This window comes from Arthrobacter sp. B0316-1-20, from assembly GCF_059091865.1.
The window spans coordinates 15191-30442 of record NZ_JBNHHC010000003.1; the positions used below are offsets into that span (position 1 = coordinate 15191).

Annotated in this window: 12 protein-coding genes; 10 read left to right on the forward strand and 2 right to left on the reverse strand. The window is 68.0% G+C overall.

The window, feature by feature from the left end; all coding sequences use genetic code 11:
- Positions 1 to 128 precede the first annotated feature (128 nt).
- From AC5RW2_RS05315 to AC5RW2_RS05335, 5 genes are all read left to right on the forward strand, one after another.
- Complete coding sequence (locus AC5RW2_RS05315; protein ID WP_494073713.1) at positions 129 to 1472, forward strand: hemolysin family protein; 1344 nt, start codon at positions 129 to 131, stop codon at positions 1470 to 1472.
- Between the two features lie 8 nt (positions 1473 to 1480).
- Positions 1481 to 2530 carry a hemolysin family protein gene (locus tag AC5RW2_RS05320; RefSeq protein WP_494000152.1) on the forward strand — a complete coding sequence of 350 codons (1050 nt, stop codon included), beginning with the start codon at positions 1481 to 1483 and terminating at the stop codon, positions 2528 to 2530.
- Between the two features lie 306 nt (positions 2531 to 2836).
- Positions 2837 to 3844: a metal ABC transporter solute-binding protein, Zn/Mn family gene (locus tag AC5RW2_RS05325; RefSeq protein WP_494073714.1), complete on the forward strand. Its 1008-nt coding sequence runs from the start codon at positions 2837 to 2839 to the stop codon at positions 3842 to 3844.
- A gap of 112 nt (positions 3845 to 3956) precedes the next feature.
- Positions 3957 to 4751 (forward strand): metal ABC transporter ATP-binding protein, encoded by a 795-nt coding sequence (locus AC5RW2_RS05330; protein WP_494073715.1) that lies wholly within the window; start codon positions 3957 to 3959, stop codon positions 4749 to 4751.
- Between the two features lie 2 nt (positions 4752 to 4753).
- Positions 4754 to 5647, forward strand: coding sequence for a metal ABC transporter permease (locus AC5RW2_RS05335; protein WP_493979038.1), 894 nt, complete (start codon positions 4754 to 4756; stop codon positions 5645 to 5647).
- 45 nt (positions 5648 to 5692) lie between these two features.
- On the opposite strand, the gene AC5RW2_RS05340 is transcribed toward AC5RW2_RS05335, so the two are convergent.
- Entirely contained in the window at positions 5693 to 6136 is a 444-nt protein-coding gene (locus tag AC5RW2_RS05340; RefSeq protein WP_494000149.1) for a Fur family transcriptional regulator, read from the reverse strand.
- Between the two features lie 242 nt (positions 6137 to 6378).
- Between AC5RW2_RS05340 and AC5RW2_RS05345 the strand changes: the two genes are divergently transcribed.
- From AC5RW2_RS05345 to AC5RW2_RS05360, 4 genes are all read left to right on the forward strand, one after another.
- Positions 6379 to 7038: an MBL fold metallo-hydrolase gene (locus tag AC5RW2_RS05345; protein WP_494073716.1), complete on the forward strand. Its 660-nt coding sequence runs from the start codon at positions 6379 to 6381 to the stop codon at positions 7036 to 7038.
- 109 nt (positions 7039 to 7147) lie between these two features.
- Positions 7148 to 7981 (forward strand): sulfurtransferase, encoded by an 834-nt coding sequence (locus AC5RW2_RS05350; RefSeq protein ID WP_494012445.1) that lies wholly within the window; start codon positions 7148 to 7150, stop codon positions 7979 to 7981.
- 109 nt (positions 7982 to 8090) lie between these two features.
- On the forward strand, positions 8091 to 9251 hold the full coding sequence (locus AC5RW2_RS05355; RefSeq protein WP_494025626.1) for an NAD(P)-dependent alcohol dehydrogenase: 1161 nt from the start codon (positions 8091 to 8093) through the stop codon (positions 9249 to 9251).
- 160 nt (positions 9252 to 9411) lie between these two features.
- A complete protein-coding gene (locus AC5RW2_RS05360) occupies positions 9412 to 9840 on the forward strand; it encodes an HIT family protein (protein ID WP_494012443.1) in 429 nt (142 codons plus the stop codon).
- Positions 9841 to 9850: 10 nt separating this feature from the next.
- On the opposite strand, the gene hrpA is transcribed toward AC5RW2_RS05360, so the two are convergent.
- Positions 9851 to 13840 (reverse strand): ATP-dependent RNA helicase HrpA, encoded by a 3990-nt coding sequence (gene hrpA / locus AC5RW2_RS05365; RefSeq protein WP_494073717.1) that lies wholly within the window; start codon positions 13838 to 13840, stop codon positions 9851 to 9853.
- A 370-nt stretch (positions 13841 to 14210) separates the two neighbouring features.
- Between hrpA and AC5RW2_RS05370 the strand changes: the two genes are divergently transcribed.
- On the forward strand, positions 14211 to 15200 hold the full coding sequence (locus AC5RW2_RS05370) for an ABC transporter substrate-binding protein (RefSeq protein WP_494025781.1): 990 nt from the start codon (positions 14211 to 14213) through the stop codon (positions 15198 to 15200).
- The last annotated feature ends 52 nt before the right edge of the window (positions 15201 to 15252 follow it).

Genomic DNA, 15252 nt, shown 5'->3' on the forward strand with positions numbered 1-15252 from the left:
AATCCCGTGCACGCGCCCGTCACACACTTGCCGCCCGCGCGGCCGGTCAGGAGCCTCCTAGTCCGGGCTCGGACGACCCCCCTCCGACTCCCTCCGACCGCCTGAAGTTTGGGGCGGTGGCGCACTAAATGGAATGGATCCAAATCACCGCCGGCATGCTGCTGATCCTCGGCACCGGCTTTTTTGTCGCCGTGGAATTCGCCCTGGTGGCCCTTGACCAGCCCACCGTGCAGCGCGCCATCGACAACGGCGACCGCGGTGCAGTGCCGCTGATGAAATGCCTGAAGTCCCTCTCCACGCAACTTTCCAGCTGCCAGCTCGGCATCACCCTCACCACGCTGCTGACCGGTTTCCTGATGGAACCGGCCATCAGTTCGCTGCTGCGTCCGCCGCTGACCGCGCTGGGCCTAGCCGAGGCCGTTATCCAGCCGGTGGGCGCGGTGATCGCCATGGTGATCGCCACCCTCCTGTCCATGCTGCTGGGCGAACTCGTGCCGAAGAACGCGTCCATCGCCTTGCCCATGGCGGTCGGCAAGTTGGTGGCCCGGCCGCAACTGATATTCACCGCGGTGTTCAAGCCGTTCGTGCTGCTGCTCAACGGCTTCGCCAACAAGGTGCTGCACCTGTTCGGGCTGGAGGCCAAAGAAGAGCTGTCCGGCGCCCGCACGCCCTCCGAGCTCGCATCGCTGGTACGCCGCTCCGCGGAAATGGGCACCCTGGATGCCGGGACCGCGAACTTCCTCGCCAAGACCTTGTCTTTCTCCGGCAGGACCGCGGCGGACGTGATGACGCCGCGCATCCGGGTGGAGTTCATCGACGCGGACCAGACCGTTGCCGACCTCATCGCCGCGGCCCGCCGCACCGGCTACTCCCGGTTCCCGGTGCTCGGCGATTCCCCCGACGACGTCCGCGGCGTCGCGCACATCAAGAAGGCGATCGGGGTGCCGCGCAAGAAGCGTCCGCACCTGCCCGTGGGCGCCATCATGGCCGACGTGCTGCGGGTGCCCGAGACGGTGCACCTGGATTCGCTGCTGTCGGAGCTGCGGGCCGCAAACCTTCAGTTCGCCGTGGTGCTCGACGAGTACGGCGGCACCGCCGGCGTGGTGACGCTGGAGGACCTGGTGGAAGAGATCGTGGGCGAAGTCGCCGACGAGCACGACCGGGTGAAGCCCGGCGTGCTGCAGAGCGCCGCCGGAAACTGGTATTTCCCCGGCCTGATGCGTCCGGACGAGGTCAGCGAGCAAATCCCGCAGCTGACCGTGCCCGACGGGGCCAGCTACGAAACGGTCGGCGGCTTCATCATGGCGCAGCTGGGCAGGATTGCGGTGGTGGGGGACACCGTGGCCGTGGAAGGCGGCATGCTGGAAGTCGAGCGGCTGGACGGACGGCGGGTGGACCGCGTCCGTTTCATCCCGAGTCCGGCAACCGGTGCGGTGCTGCCTGAGGCCGGCACCGCGGGCGGTGCGCTCTGATGGCCGCCATGGGAATTTTCTGGCTGGTGGTGCTGCTGCTCGCCAACGCGTTCTTCGTCGGCGCCGAATTCGCCGTCATGTCCGCCCGCCGCAGCCAGATCGAGCCGCTGGCCGACAGCGGCTCCAAGCGCGCCAAGACCACGCTCTGGGCCATGGAGCACGTCTCCCTGATGCTGGCCTGCGCGCAGCTGGGCATCACCGTGTGTTCGCTGCTGATCCTGAACGTGGCCGAGCCGGCGATCAAGGAACTGCTGTTGCTGCCGCTGGAGGGCTGGCTGGGCATTCCGCACGAGATCTCCTACGGCATTTCGTTCGCCGTGGCGCTGCTGCTGGTGACGTTCCTGCACGTGACCTTCGGCGAAATGGTGCCGAAGAACATGTCCGTGTCCATGGCAGACAAGGCCGCGCTGCTGCTGGCTCCGCCGCTGGTGGCGGTCTCCAAGGTGGTGCGGCCGGTGATCTCCACCCTGAACTGGACCGCGAACCACTTGCTGCGGGCCGTGCGGATTGAGCCGAAGGACGAGGTCTCTTCCACCTTCACGCTGGAGGAAGTCCAGTCCATTGTGCAGGAATCCACCAGGCACGGGCTGGTCGACGACGACGCCGGACTGATCTCCAGTTCGCTGGAGTTCTCTGCCGTGACCGCCGCCGCCGTGATGGTGCCGCTTGATGAACTGGTCACCATCGGCGTCGACACCACGCCGGAGCAGTTCGAGCGCGCGGTGGGGCGGACCGGGTTCTCCCGGTTTGCCGTGGCCGATGCCAACGACAACCTCACCGGGTACCTGCACCTCAAGGACGTGATGACCATCCCGGAGGACCGGCTCAACAAGACGATTCCGGTCACCAAGGTCCGCACCCTGGCCAACCTGGCGCTCGATGACGAAATCGAGGACGCGCTCGCCGTCATGCAGCGCACCGGCTCGCACCTTGCCCGCGTGCTGGGGTCCGACGGCACCACGCACGGCGTGCTGTTCCTCGAGGACGTGCTGGAAGTGCTGGTGGGCGAGATCCGCGACGAAACGCAGGCCCAAGGATTGCGCCGGACCGGCGAATAGCCCTCGCGTGGCGCGGGGCGGCCGGACCGCCCCGCGCCACGCGCCGGTCCCCGCCGGGGCCGGCTCAGCCCCCGTGCCGCACGCCAGTCCCGCGCCGGGGCGCGTCCGCCGCGCGCGCCGGAGGCCTTCTCCTGGCCGGGCGAGTCTGCCCGGGGCCGCCCGGCTGCCGCGCGCTTGCCTGTGCGCCCCGGACGTTCCCCCCACTGGCCGCGCCCGCCCGGGCGAATGCGAACGGTTCGCAACTGCGCTAAGCTGAAAACCCTTATTGTTACTGATTCTCATTATGAGTAGAACCGAGGTTTGCCCGTGAGGCACTCACGAACCGTTCCTGCACTGGCCGGGCTGGCCGCCGCCGCCCTGCTGCTGTCCGGCTGCGCCGCTGCAGGGGGAGAGGCCGAGGGTGACGGCAAGCTGAGCGTGGTCGCTTCCACCAATGTCTACGGTGATGTGGCCAAAACCATCGGCGGCGAGCACGTCGACGTCACCTCGATCATCGACCGGATGGCCCAGGATCCGCACTCCTACGAGGCAACGGCGCGAGACAAGCTCGCGATCTCCCAGGCCGACCTGCTGTTGGAAAACGGCGGGGGTTATGACACCTTCATGCACACCCTGGCGGACGAGACCGGCGTCGACCACGAGTACCTCATCACTGCGGTGGAGCTGTCGCCGCTGTCCGGTGCAGAAGGCGCCGACGCGGGGCACAGCGAGGACGCCGACGCGGGGCACACCGAGGGCGCCGACGCGGGGCACACGGAGGACGGCGGCCACGCGGACCACAGCCACGGCGGCCTCAATGAACACGTTTGGTACGACCTGCCCACTATGGCCGCGATTGCAGATGCCATCGCGGAGAAGCTCTCGGCCCTTGACCCGGAGCAGGCCGAAACGTTCCGGGCCAATGCCGAGCAGTTCCGCGCCGGAATTGACGGCCTCCAGAGCGACATGGACGAACTCGCCGCCACGGCGAGCGGGGAAGCCGTCGCGGCCACCGATCCGGTGCCCTTGCACTTCTTCGATGCGCTGGGACTCGAGAACAAGACCCCGGCAGGCTTCATGGAGGCGGCCGAGGAAGGCAGCGACGCCGCGCCGGCAGCCCTGAGGGAGGCCGAGGAGTTGATCACCGAGGGATCGGTACGGTTTGTCGCCTATAACGAACAGACCGAAGGCCCGCAGACCCAGGGCCTGCGCAAATTGGCGGAAAAAGCGGGCATCGAGGTCCTCAACTTCACCGAGACCCTGCCGCCGGACCAGGACTACCTGACCTGGATGGCGGAGAACCTGGAATCCGTGGACCAGGCGCTCGGCGCGTGACCGGTCAGAACGCCGGGCCGTGGTTAACTGAGGCTGTCCAAGCCGGAAGCCGCAATAGCCCGCGCATCCCCTTCACGCCCCGCGCGTCACGGAAGCTTCAAGGAACACTGCCATGACCCCCGCCGTCCGCTTGCAGGGCGCCTCGCTGTCCTTCGGCCAGCGCGTGCTGTGGCATGACCTCGACCTGACCATCAACCCGGGCGAGTTCTTCGCGGTGCTGGGTCCCAACGGCTCCGGCAAGACGAGTTTCCTGCGCGTATTGCTTGGCCTGCAGCCGCTGAGCAGTGGGACGGCCGAGGTCAACGGGCGGCCGCTGGAACGCGGCAGCCGGGACATCGGCTATATTCCCCAACAAAAGACCTTCGCTCCGGAGACCCCGCTGCGTGCGCGCGATCTGGTGGGCTTGGGTCTGGACGGGCACCGGTGGGGCATTCGGCTGAACGGCCGCAGGCATCGCCGGCGGGTGGACGAACTGCTTGAGATGGTGGGCGCCTCCGGTTACGCGGAGGCCCCGGTCGGGCAGCTGTCCGGCGGCGAGCAACAGCGTCTGCGGGCGGCCCAAGCGCTGGCCTCCGACCCCCAGGTGCTGCTCTGCGACGAGCCTTTGCTCTCGCTGGACCTGCACCACCAGCAGGCCGTGAGCTCCATGATCAACAGGCAATGCCATGAAAGGAACAGCGCGGTCGTCTTCGTCACGCACGAAATCAACCCGATCATCGACTATGTGGACCGGGTGCTCTACCTGGCCGGCGGCCAGTTCCGGGTTGGCACGCCGAAAGAAGTAATGACCACCGAGGTGCTGTCGCACATGTACAACAGCCACGTCGAGGTCATCCACAACCGGGGCCGGATCATCGTGGTGGGGCTTCCCGACGCGACGACCCACCACCACAGCGAGGTGGTGTAGGCATGGATGCATCGGAACTGCTGAATGCGGTCTTCAACTTCAACGACTACGGCGACCTGCTCCCGCTGGTGCGCAACTCGCTGATTGCCGGCGCCGTCCTGGGCCTGGTCGGCGGCCTGATCGGCGTGTTCGTGATGATGCGGGACCTCGCCTTTGCCGTGCACGGCATCGCCGAGCTGTCCTTCGCCGGGGCGGCATTCGCACTGCTGATCGGCGCGAACGTGGTGTTCGGCTCGCTGGTGGGCTCGGTGATCGCCGCCGTCGTCCTGGGCATGCTGGGGATGCGGGCCCGGGACCGGAACTCGATCACGGGCGTGATCATGTCCTTCGGGCTGGGCCTGGGGATCCTGTTCCTCTCACTCTACGAGGGCCGCTCGGCGAACAAGTTCGGCCTGCTGACCGGGCAGATCGTCTCCGTGGACACCGTGCAGCTGAACCTTCTGACCGCGGGTTCGGCCGTGGTGGTGCTCGGGCTTGTGGCCATCTGGCGTCCGCTGGCCTTCGCCAGCGCCGATCCGGACCTGGCCGAGGCCCGCGGCGTGCCGGTGGGTGCCCTCGCGATCGTGTTCATGTTCCTGCTGGGACTGGCCGTGGCGCTGTCCATCCAGGTGGTCGGCGCCTTGCTGGTGTTGTCCCTGGTCATTACCCCGGCGGCCGCGGCGCTCCGGGTAAGCAGTTCGCCGCGCGTGGTCGTGCTGCTGAGCGTGGTATTCGCGGTGACCGCCGTGGTGGGCGGCATCCTGCTGGCCCTCGGCGGCAGCCTGCCGATCAGCCCCTACGTGACGACGATTTCGTTCCTGATCTACGTGGTCTGCCGGTTGGCCGGGGCACGGCGGCAACGGCGCGGCAAGGTGGGGCGGCGTGACGTCGCCGCGGTACGGGTGACCGCCGGTTAAGCCCTGCCGGGCGGTGCGACGTGCCGCGGTACGGGTGACCGCCGGTTAAGCGCTGGCGGGGGCGGCGCTGCAGTCCGGGCACAGCCCGTACATTTCCACGGTGTGTGCAACCTGTGTGAAGCCGTGCTCCGCCGCCATCCGGGCGGCCCATTGCTCCACCGCCGGAGCCTCAATCTCCACGGTCTTGCCGCAGGTGCGGCAGAGCAAGTGGTGGTGGTGATGTTCGACGGCGCAGCGCCGGTACACGGCCTCGCCCTCGCCACTGCGCATCACGTCCACTTGGCCGTCGTCGGCCATGGCCTGCAGGATCCGGTACGTGGTGGCCAGCGAGACCGAGTCGCCGCGGTCCTGCAGCAAGCGGTGCAGTTCCTGCGTGCTGACGAAGTCCTCCAGGCTGTCCAGGGCGGCAGCCACGGCCACCCGCTGGCGGGTCACCCGCTGTTCCGAACCGCGGCGTTGCGCCTGCGGTTTCGCTGAAGGAACGGACATGTCCGCTTCGGCTCCTCGCTGTTGATACTGGCACCCGTGGGGTGCATCCCAGCCTACCAGCAGGCCTGATCAGCGGGGCCAGCCGGCCCGCCGGCCCGCCGGCCCGCCGGCCCGCCGGCCCGCCGGCCCGCCGGCCCGCCGGCCCGCCGGCCCGCCGGCACGCCTGCAGCGCCGGCCCGCCGGCCCGCTCACAGGCCGAACCGCCGGCACGCCGGCCGGCGCCCGCCGCTAGGGTGTGATCCATGAAGCTGACAAAATACACCCACGCGTGCGTACGGCTTGAGCAGGACGGACACGTCCTGGTGATCGACCCCGGTAACTTCTCGGAAGTGGAGCAGGCCCTCGATGGGGCTACCGCCGTCCTGGTCACCCACGAGCATGCGGACCACATCGACCAGGACCGGGTTCCGGGCCTGCTCGCGGCGGCGGACGACATGCAGTTGTTTGCCCCGGCCTCCGTGGCCGCCGACCTCCGGGCGCTGGTCCCGGCGGCAGCGGGACGGATCCATGCCGCCGAACCGGAGACGGAGTTCGAGGTGCCCGGGTTCCGCATCCGCACCTTCGGCGGCCAGCACGCCCTGATTCATCCGCACATCCCGGTGGTCGCCAACATCGGCTACGTCATCAATGACAGCCTGTACCACCCGGGCGATTCCTTCATCGTTCCGCACGGACTGGACGTCAGGACCGTTTTGGTGCCCATCCACGCGCCATGGTCGAAGACGGCCGAGGTGATCGACTTCGTCACCGCCATGCGCGCCGAGAACGCCTACCCGATCCACGACGCCGGGCTCAGCGACCGCGGCCTGTCGTTGGTGGAGAAGCACGTAACCTTCTTTGGCGGCCACTACGGCACCAGTTACCGGCACCTGTCGCCGGGGGAGAGCGTGGAGCTGGCCTGACCGTCGGGGACGGCACGGGCGGGGCTGCTTGGCCCAATACCCGCTGCTGTGATGGACTGTCGGGACACCTGCGGGCAACGACGCCCGCCAGCAGTCAGGAGGAGATCTCATGAGGACTCTGATGGACGTGCAGACACTGCGTGAACGGATGATCTCCGGACAGCGCACCGTACTGCTCGATGTTCGCTGGAAACTGGGCGACGACGCCGGCCACAGCCACTACCGCCAGGCCCACATTCCCGGCGCCGTCTACGTTGACCTGCCGTCGCAGCTTGCGTCGGCGCCGTCAGCGAAGGGCGGACGCCATCCGCTGCCGGAGCCGGAGGCCTTCCGCGAGGCCGCACGCGATTGGGGCATCAACAACGACGACGTCGTGGTGGCCTACGACGACAACGGCGGCATGGCCGCGGCCCGGGTGTGGTGGCTGCTGAAAGACGGCGGATTCGACTCCGTCTACCTGCTCGACGGCGGGCTCGCCGCCTGGCGGGACGAGGGGTTTGAACTGGACAGCGGCGACGAGCTGGCGTGCCTGGGCAACGTCGAACTGGGCAGCGGCAGGATGCCCAGGCTTGAGCTCGAGGACGTGCTGGATTTCGCGGGTACCTCGCTGTTGCTGGATGCCCGCGCCGCGGAACGTTACCGCGGCGAGTTCGAGCCGGTGGACCCCCGCGCCGGACATATCCCCGGCGCCGTCAGCGCACCGACCACGGCCAACCTGGCCCCGGACGGTCGCTTCCTGCCGCCCGCGGAACTCGCGGCACGATTCAAGGAACTGGGGGCGGAAGGACGGAAGGTGGCCGTCTATTGCGGCTCGGGCATTACCGCCGCCCACCAGGTCGCGGCGTTGGCCGAGGCCGGCATGGATGCGGCGCTCTTCCCCGGCTCCTGGTCGCAGTGGTGCGGACATCCGGAGCTGCCGGTAGCCACGGGGAGCGCGCCGTAACCAGCCGCCTGGTCAGCCCCGTGCCCGCGCCCTGCAGTACGTCACCGAAAGCGTCACAGAGGGTGTGCCGTGGTGGCATGGCGAAGCAGCAAACGGTAGCGTCAGGCCCATGACACTTGGCCGTCCGGCACCGCCGCCGCTGGGGAAACCGCTTACACCTGACCAGGAGCAGCAGGCCCTTGCGGCAGCCGACCTGCAGACACCGAGGAGCAGTATGAGGACGGCCGCGGCCTACGGAGTGACTGGCCCCGGATCCGGAATGGTTGCGCTGCAGATCGAACGCCGCGCCGCCGGGCCGCACGACGTGGAGATCGCCATTGCCTTCTGCGGCCTCTGCCACTCGGATGTCCACACGGTCCGCGGCGAGTGGCGCGAGATCGAGTATCCGCTGGTGCCCGGCCACGAGATCGTTGGGCGGGTCACGGCCATCGGCCAGGACGTCACCCTGCATGCCGTCGGCGACCTGGTGGGGGTGGGCTGCATGGTGGATTCCTGCGGCGACTGCTCCGCCTGCGGGGAAGGACTTGAACAGTACTGCGACAAGGGTGCGGTGGGCACCTACGGCGCCCGCGACCGCCGCCACGGCGGGGAGATGACGCAGGGCGGGTACGCAACGTCCGTCGTCGTCGATGAAAACTTCGTGCTGCGCGTGCCCCCGGAACTGGACCCCGCCGCCGCGGCCCCCCTGCTCTGCGCCGGCATTACCACTTACTCGCCCATGCGCTACTTCGGCGTCGAAGCCGGCGACTCCGTCGGCGTGGTGGGCCTGGGCGGGTTGGGACACATGGCGGTCAAACTGGCCAAGGCCATGGGAGCGTCGGTGACCGTCTTCACGAGCACTGCGGACAAGGCCGATTCGGCCCGCGCGCTCGGCGCCGACCACGTGGTGGTGACCGGAGACGCCGAGGCGCTCGCCGCCGCCCGCCGCAGTGTCGATTTGGTCATCGATACCGTGGCCGCGGCCCACGACCTGGCCCCGTACCTGCGGGCCATCCGCCGCGACGGTGCGCTGATCCAACTGGGCGTGCCGCCCGAGCCGATGCCTCCGGTGCCGGTCAACCTGCTGATGCGCGAGCGCGTCGCCTACGGCGCCTCGAAGATCGGCGGCATAGCCGAGACCCAGGAGATGCTGGACTTTTGCGCCGAACACGGGATCACGGCCGACATCGAACTGGTGGGCGCACCGGACCTCGACCAAGCCTATGACCGCATGGTGGCCGGGGATGTTGCCTACCGGTTTGTCCTGGACATCGCATCGCTGAACCGCTGAGCAGGGGCAGAAACTGTGGCGACCGACCGGTGTGGACCTGCCTGCACCGAAGCTGAGGCCGAACCTTCGCTGTCACCCGACCGGACCCCCATAGGCCCGACTGGAACCTGCCCGACTCTTACCGACCCCCGAGTGACCCCAACCGACAAGGACTGCGTACATGAGCACCCTCTTCACCAAAATCATCGACGGCGAGATCCCCGGCCGCTTCGTCTGGAAGGACGACGACGTGGTGGCGTTCCTGAGCATCGGCCCGCTCGCGGACGGGCACACCTTGGTGGTGCCGCGGCAGGAGGTGGATCGCTGGACCGACGCCCCCGCCGACCTGCTGCAGAAACTCACGGCGGTCGCCCAGACCATCGGCAAGGCCCAGGTGGAAGCCTTTGGCGCCGCCCGCGCCGGTTTGATCATCGCCGGCTTCGAGGTGAACCACCTGCACCTGCACGTCTGGCCCTCCAACTCGGAGGCCGAGTTCGATTTCAAGAGGGCGCAGCAGGACCCGGACCCGGCCGTGATGGATGAGTCAGCCAAGCGCCTCCGGGCGGCGCTGCGCGAGGCCGGACACGGGGACGTCGTCCCCGCCGACTAACGCGCATGCCTCAGCCGGCGAGGGCCTCGTTCAGGGCAGTTCGGACGCGCTTTTCGGATACCGAATACGCGGTGCCGAGTTCCTGCGCGAAGAAGCTGATCCGCAGTTCTTCCAGCATCCAGCGAACCCTGTCCAGCCCGGAGCCGTCCAGGTTGCCGGGCTTCAGCGCCGCCCTCGCGTCGTCGTACTCGTCTTCGAGCCGCTGCACCACCGCCATGTGCTGCACGTCCCGGCCCACGGCGGTCGGCAGTTTTTGCAGCCGGCGCTCAATCCCCTCGAGGTAGCGCGGCAACTGGCTGAGCTGCGCATAACCCGTGGCCGCCACGAACCCGGGATAGACCAGCTGCTCCAGCTGGCTCTTGATGTCGGAGAGCGGACTGATCAGGGCCAGGCTGGCGTTGGACTTCAGCTCCTTCTGAATCCGCCGGGTGCTGGAGAGGATCTTCTCCACGATGGCGGTCACGGTGAAGACGGTGTCGATCAGTTCCGCGCGGACCTGCTCGTACAGCGCGTCAAAGCCGGCCCGGGTGAAGGGCAGCTCGGCCGGCACCAGCTTGTCCACCGCGGCCTGCGTGCAGTCGTCGATCAGCGACGCCACCGAACCGTGCGGGTTCTGCGTGAACGACAGCTTCTCCGTGTTGTTCAGGTGGTCCAGCACGTACCGCTGCGGCGAGGGCACCCGCAGCACCAGCAGCCGGATGATGCCCGAGCGCATCGCCGCCTGCTGGCCGGAAGGTGTCTGGTGAACGCGCACACCGACGGTGCCGCCTTCGTCCACCAGGGCCGGATAGCCGGTCACGGTGTGCCCGGCCACCTCGCGCCTGACCTCGCGGGGGAGATCACCGTCCGGCCAGGCGGTCAGTCCGCTGCGTTCCTGCAGGCCCGCGGCGGCATGTGCAGCAGTGCCCGACGCCGGTGCCCCGGCAACGGGCGCCGCGCCCGGGGCCGCGGTCTGGCCGCCGCCGCGCTTCTTGCCGGTGGCGCCGCGGCGCTGACCCGCCGGCGACGGCTGCGCCGTCTTCGGGGTCGCCCCGAGCGACTCGGCGATGGCCCGGCGGTTGGCCGGCGCAAGTTCCTGCTGCAGCCGGTCCAGGTCCTTGTCCTCGCCCAGCACCCTGCCGGTGCCGTCGAGCACGCGGAACGTCATCCGCAGGTGCGGCGGCACGCTCTCCCAGTTCCATGAGCCGGGCGGGATGATGTGCCCCTTCAGCCGGCGCAGCACCAGCTCCAGCGACGGCTCCAGGTCATCTTCGGCCGGATCGAAGTCCGCCGCCAGGGCCGCCGCCGCGCTCCGGGCAACGTCCGGGGCGGGAACGAAGTTCTTCCGGATCTGCTTGGGCAACGACTTGATCATCGCGGTCACCAGCTCCACCCGCAGGCCCGGGATCTGCCAGCGGAACGGAGCCCCGTCCAGCTGGTTGAGGAACAGCACCGGCACGTGCACGGTCACGCCGTCCGACGGATCCGGGGTTGCCCCCGGTGCCACGGGCGAGAATTCATAACTCAGCGGGAGCTCGAAGGTCCCCTGCCGCCAGGTCTTCGGGAACGCCGAGGTGTCGAGTTCCTCGGCGTCGGCGGCCAGCACGGCATCCGGATCGAAATCCAGCAGCGTGGGATTCTCCGCCCGCGCATCCTTCCACCACTTGTCGAAGTGCCGTTCGGAGACCACCTCGGGGCCGATCCGTTCGTCGTAGAACTCGAACAGCGTTTCGTCGTCCACGCGCAGGTCGCGGCGGCGCATCCGCGTCTCCAGTTCCTCGACCTCGGCCAGCAGCTTGCGGTTGCGGTGGAAGAACTTGTGGTGCGTGCGCCAGTCGCCCTCCACCAGGGCATGGCGGATGAACAGCTCGCGGCTGAGTTCCCGGTCGATCCTGCCGTACTGGATGCGGCGCTGCGGGACGATCGGCACCCCGTAGAGGGTGACCTTCTCGTAGGCCATCACGGAGCCCATCTTCTTGGACCAGTGCGGCTCCGAATACGTGCGTTTGCACAGCTGCGGGGCAATTTCTTCGGCCCAGGCGGGATCGAATTTCGCCGCCACCCTGGCCCACAGCCGTGAGGTTTCCACGAGCTCGGCGGCCATCACCCAGTCCGGCGACTTCTTGAACAGCGCCGATCCGGGGAAGATGGCGAACCGGGTGCCTCGCGCGCCGGCATATTCGCGCTTGCGCTCCTCGTACACGCCGATGTGGCTCAGCAGGCCGGCGAGCAGGGACTTGTGGATGTCATCGTGCCTGCCCACGGGGTCGACCTCGTGTCCCGACTCCAGCGAGATGCCCAGCGGCTTGGCCAACTGGCGCAGCTGCGCGAACAGGTCCTGCCACTCCCGGACCCGCAGGTAGTTGATGAATTCCGTGCGGCACAGTTTGCGGAACTGGGTGGAGGAGAGCTCCTGCTGCCGCTCCTGCAGATAGCGCCATAAATTCAGGATGCCGGTGAAGTCGGACTTCTCGTCCACGAAGCGCTTGTGCTTCTCGTTGGCCTGCTGCTGCTTGGCCGCATTGTCCCCGTGGGACCGTTCCCGGGGGTCCTGGATGGTCAGCGCCGCCGCCAGCACCATCACCTCGCGCACGCAGCCGCGCTGGCCGGCTTCCACGATCATGCGGCCCAGGCGCGGGTCCACCGGCAGTTGCGCCAGTTTGCGCCCGACGGCGGTGAGGCCGGACTTCGGCGCGGGCCCTCCCTTGGCGCCGGGCTCGGGCAGGGCGCCGAGTTCGCGCAGGAGGGTGACGCCGTCGTTGATGGCACGGGACTCGGGCGGCTCCACGAACGGGAAGGCTTCGATGTCCTTCGGACCGCGGGCCACGCCCATCGCAGTCATCTGCAGGATGACCGCGGCCAGATTGGTGCGCAGGATCTCGGGGTCGGTGAACTCGGGCCGGGACTCGTAGTCCTCTTCGGAGTAGAGCCGGATGGCGATGCCGTCGCTCACGCGGCCGCAGCGGCCCGAGCGCTGGTTGGCCGAGGCCTGCGAGATGCGCTCGATCGGCAGCCGCTGGACCTTGGTCCGGTGCGAGTAGCGGGAGATGCGCGCGGTGCCGGTGTCGATGACGTACTTGATGCCCGGAACCGTCAGCGACGTCTCGGCCACGTTGGTGGCCAGCACGATCCTGCGCTGGCCGCCGGGGGAGAAAACCCGGTGCTGTTCCGCCAACGACAGCCGGGCGTACAGCGGCAGGATCTGGGTGCCGGCCAGCCGGCGGTTGGTCTTGATCCTGGCCGTGAGGGCGTCGGCGGCATCGCGGATCTCGCGCTCGCCGGAGAAGAAGACCAGGATGTCGCCGGGAGCCTCCAGGGACAGCTCGTCCACCGCGTCACAGACGGCGTCGAGCGGGTCGCGGTCTTCCTCCAGCTCGTCCACGTCCGGGTTGTCGGGATCGGTGGCCGCCGGCTGGTTCAGCGGGCGGTAGCGGATTTCCACCGGGTAGGTCCGGCCGGAAACCTCGATCACCGGCGCCGGCGCGTCGTCGCTGCCGAAGTGCCGGGCAAAGCGGTCCGGGTCGATCGTCGCGGAGGTGATGATGACCTTCAGGTCCGGACGCTTGGGCAGGATCTGCTTGAGATAGCCCAGGATGAAATCGATGTTGAGGCTGCGTTCGTGGGCCTCGTCGATGATGATTGTGCTGTACTTTTTCAGGAGTTTGTCGTGCTGGATTTCGGCCAACAGGATGCCGTCCGTCATCAGCTTGATCCGGGTATCCCGGCCGACCTCGCCGGTGAAGCGGACCTGGAAGCCGACCTCCTGGCCGATTTTCACGTCCAGTTCCTCGGCGATGCGTTCGGCCACGGTCCGGGCGGCCAGCCGCCGGGGCTGGGTGTGGCCGATCAGCCCCTTCTCGCCCAGGCCCAGCTCCAGGCACATCTTCGGGATTTGCGTTGTCTTGCCGGAGCCGGTTTCGCCGGCGATGACGGTCACCTGGTTCGCGGCGATGGCCGCCATGATGTCCTCGCGCCGCTCCGAAACCGGCAGGGCCGCGGGATACGTGATGTTCACAGCCATGATTGACCACAGTCTAGTCGCTGGACCCGCTGACCCGGACCGTCCGCACAGCGCGCACGGCCCGGCGTGCGTCCGTGGACATAAATAACTATCCGGCGACAAACAGATGCAATTTGTCCGGCGGGGGAGACGTATCTCATATGGTTGTCCTGACCCCGCGGTTCTGATTAGACAATGTGACTCGGTTCACAGGTAAGATCTTCAGGACGCTTCCGCAGGGTTGCCTGCCATAACCGCCGGCGCCGATGACGACGCCGCGTGTGGCGGACCGCTTCAGCCGCGCCGGGGAGGGGCGGCAAGGCGGAAAAGTGCCGGGCTATCCGGCACGTGACGGACATTTGAAAGGAACATCGTGAAGAAACGTTCGACCATGTTCGGCCTGGGGTCAGGCCTGCTGGCCACCGCCCTGCTTGTTTCCGCGTGCGGCAACGCGGGATCCTCCGAGGGCAATGCCGCTGAAGGCAGCACCGAATCGGTGGAGATCGGCATCAGCCAGATCGTCTCGCATCCGTCCCTGGACGCGGCCCGCGAAGGGTTCAAGAAGGCGCTGGCCGACAACGGCTACGTCGAGGGCGAGACCGTGACCTACGACGAGCAGAACGCGCAGGGCGACCAGGGCACCGCGACCTCCATCGCCGGCAAGTTCGCCAGCGACCAGAAGGACCTCATTCTGGCCATCGCGACGCCCACCGCACAGGCAGCCGTGCAGGCCATCGCCGACACCCCGATCCTGTTCACCGCGGTCACCGACCCGGAGTCCGCCTCGCTGGTGGAAAGCATGGACGCTCCGGGATCGAACGTCAGCGGTACCTCGGACCGCAACCCGGTCGAGGAGCAGCTGGCCCTGGTCAAGGAGCTGAACCCGGACGCGAAGTCCGTGGGCATCGTCTACTCCTCGGGCGAGGTCAACTCCACCGTGCAGGTGGAATGGGCCAAGGAAGCGGCCAAGGAACTGGGCCTGGAGATCAAGGAAGCAGCAATCTCCAACTCCGGTGAAGTCCAGCAGGCCGCCGAGTCGCTCGACGTCGACGCGTTCTACGTGCCGACCGACAACAACGTGGTGTCCGCCCTCGAGTCCCTGATCCAGGTGGCCGAATCCAAGAAGATCCTGACGATTGCCGCCGAGGGCGACTCGGTGAAGCGCGGCACGGTGGCCACCTACGGCATCAACTACGAAAAGCTGGGCTACCAGACCGGCGAGATGGCCGTGAAGATCCTCAAGGGCGAGGCTGAACCGGCCTCCATGCCGGTGGAGACCCAGACCGAGCTGGAACTCTACGTCAACCCGGCCGCCGCCAAGCGCATGGGTGTGACCCTGCCGGACGGCTACGCCGACACGGCTGACCACGTCTTCGAGTAAGCCCGAACTCCCAGCTCGAGCCGAAGAAGTCCGCAGTCCCTCCGGCGGCCGG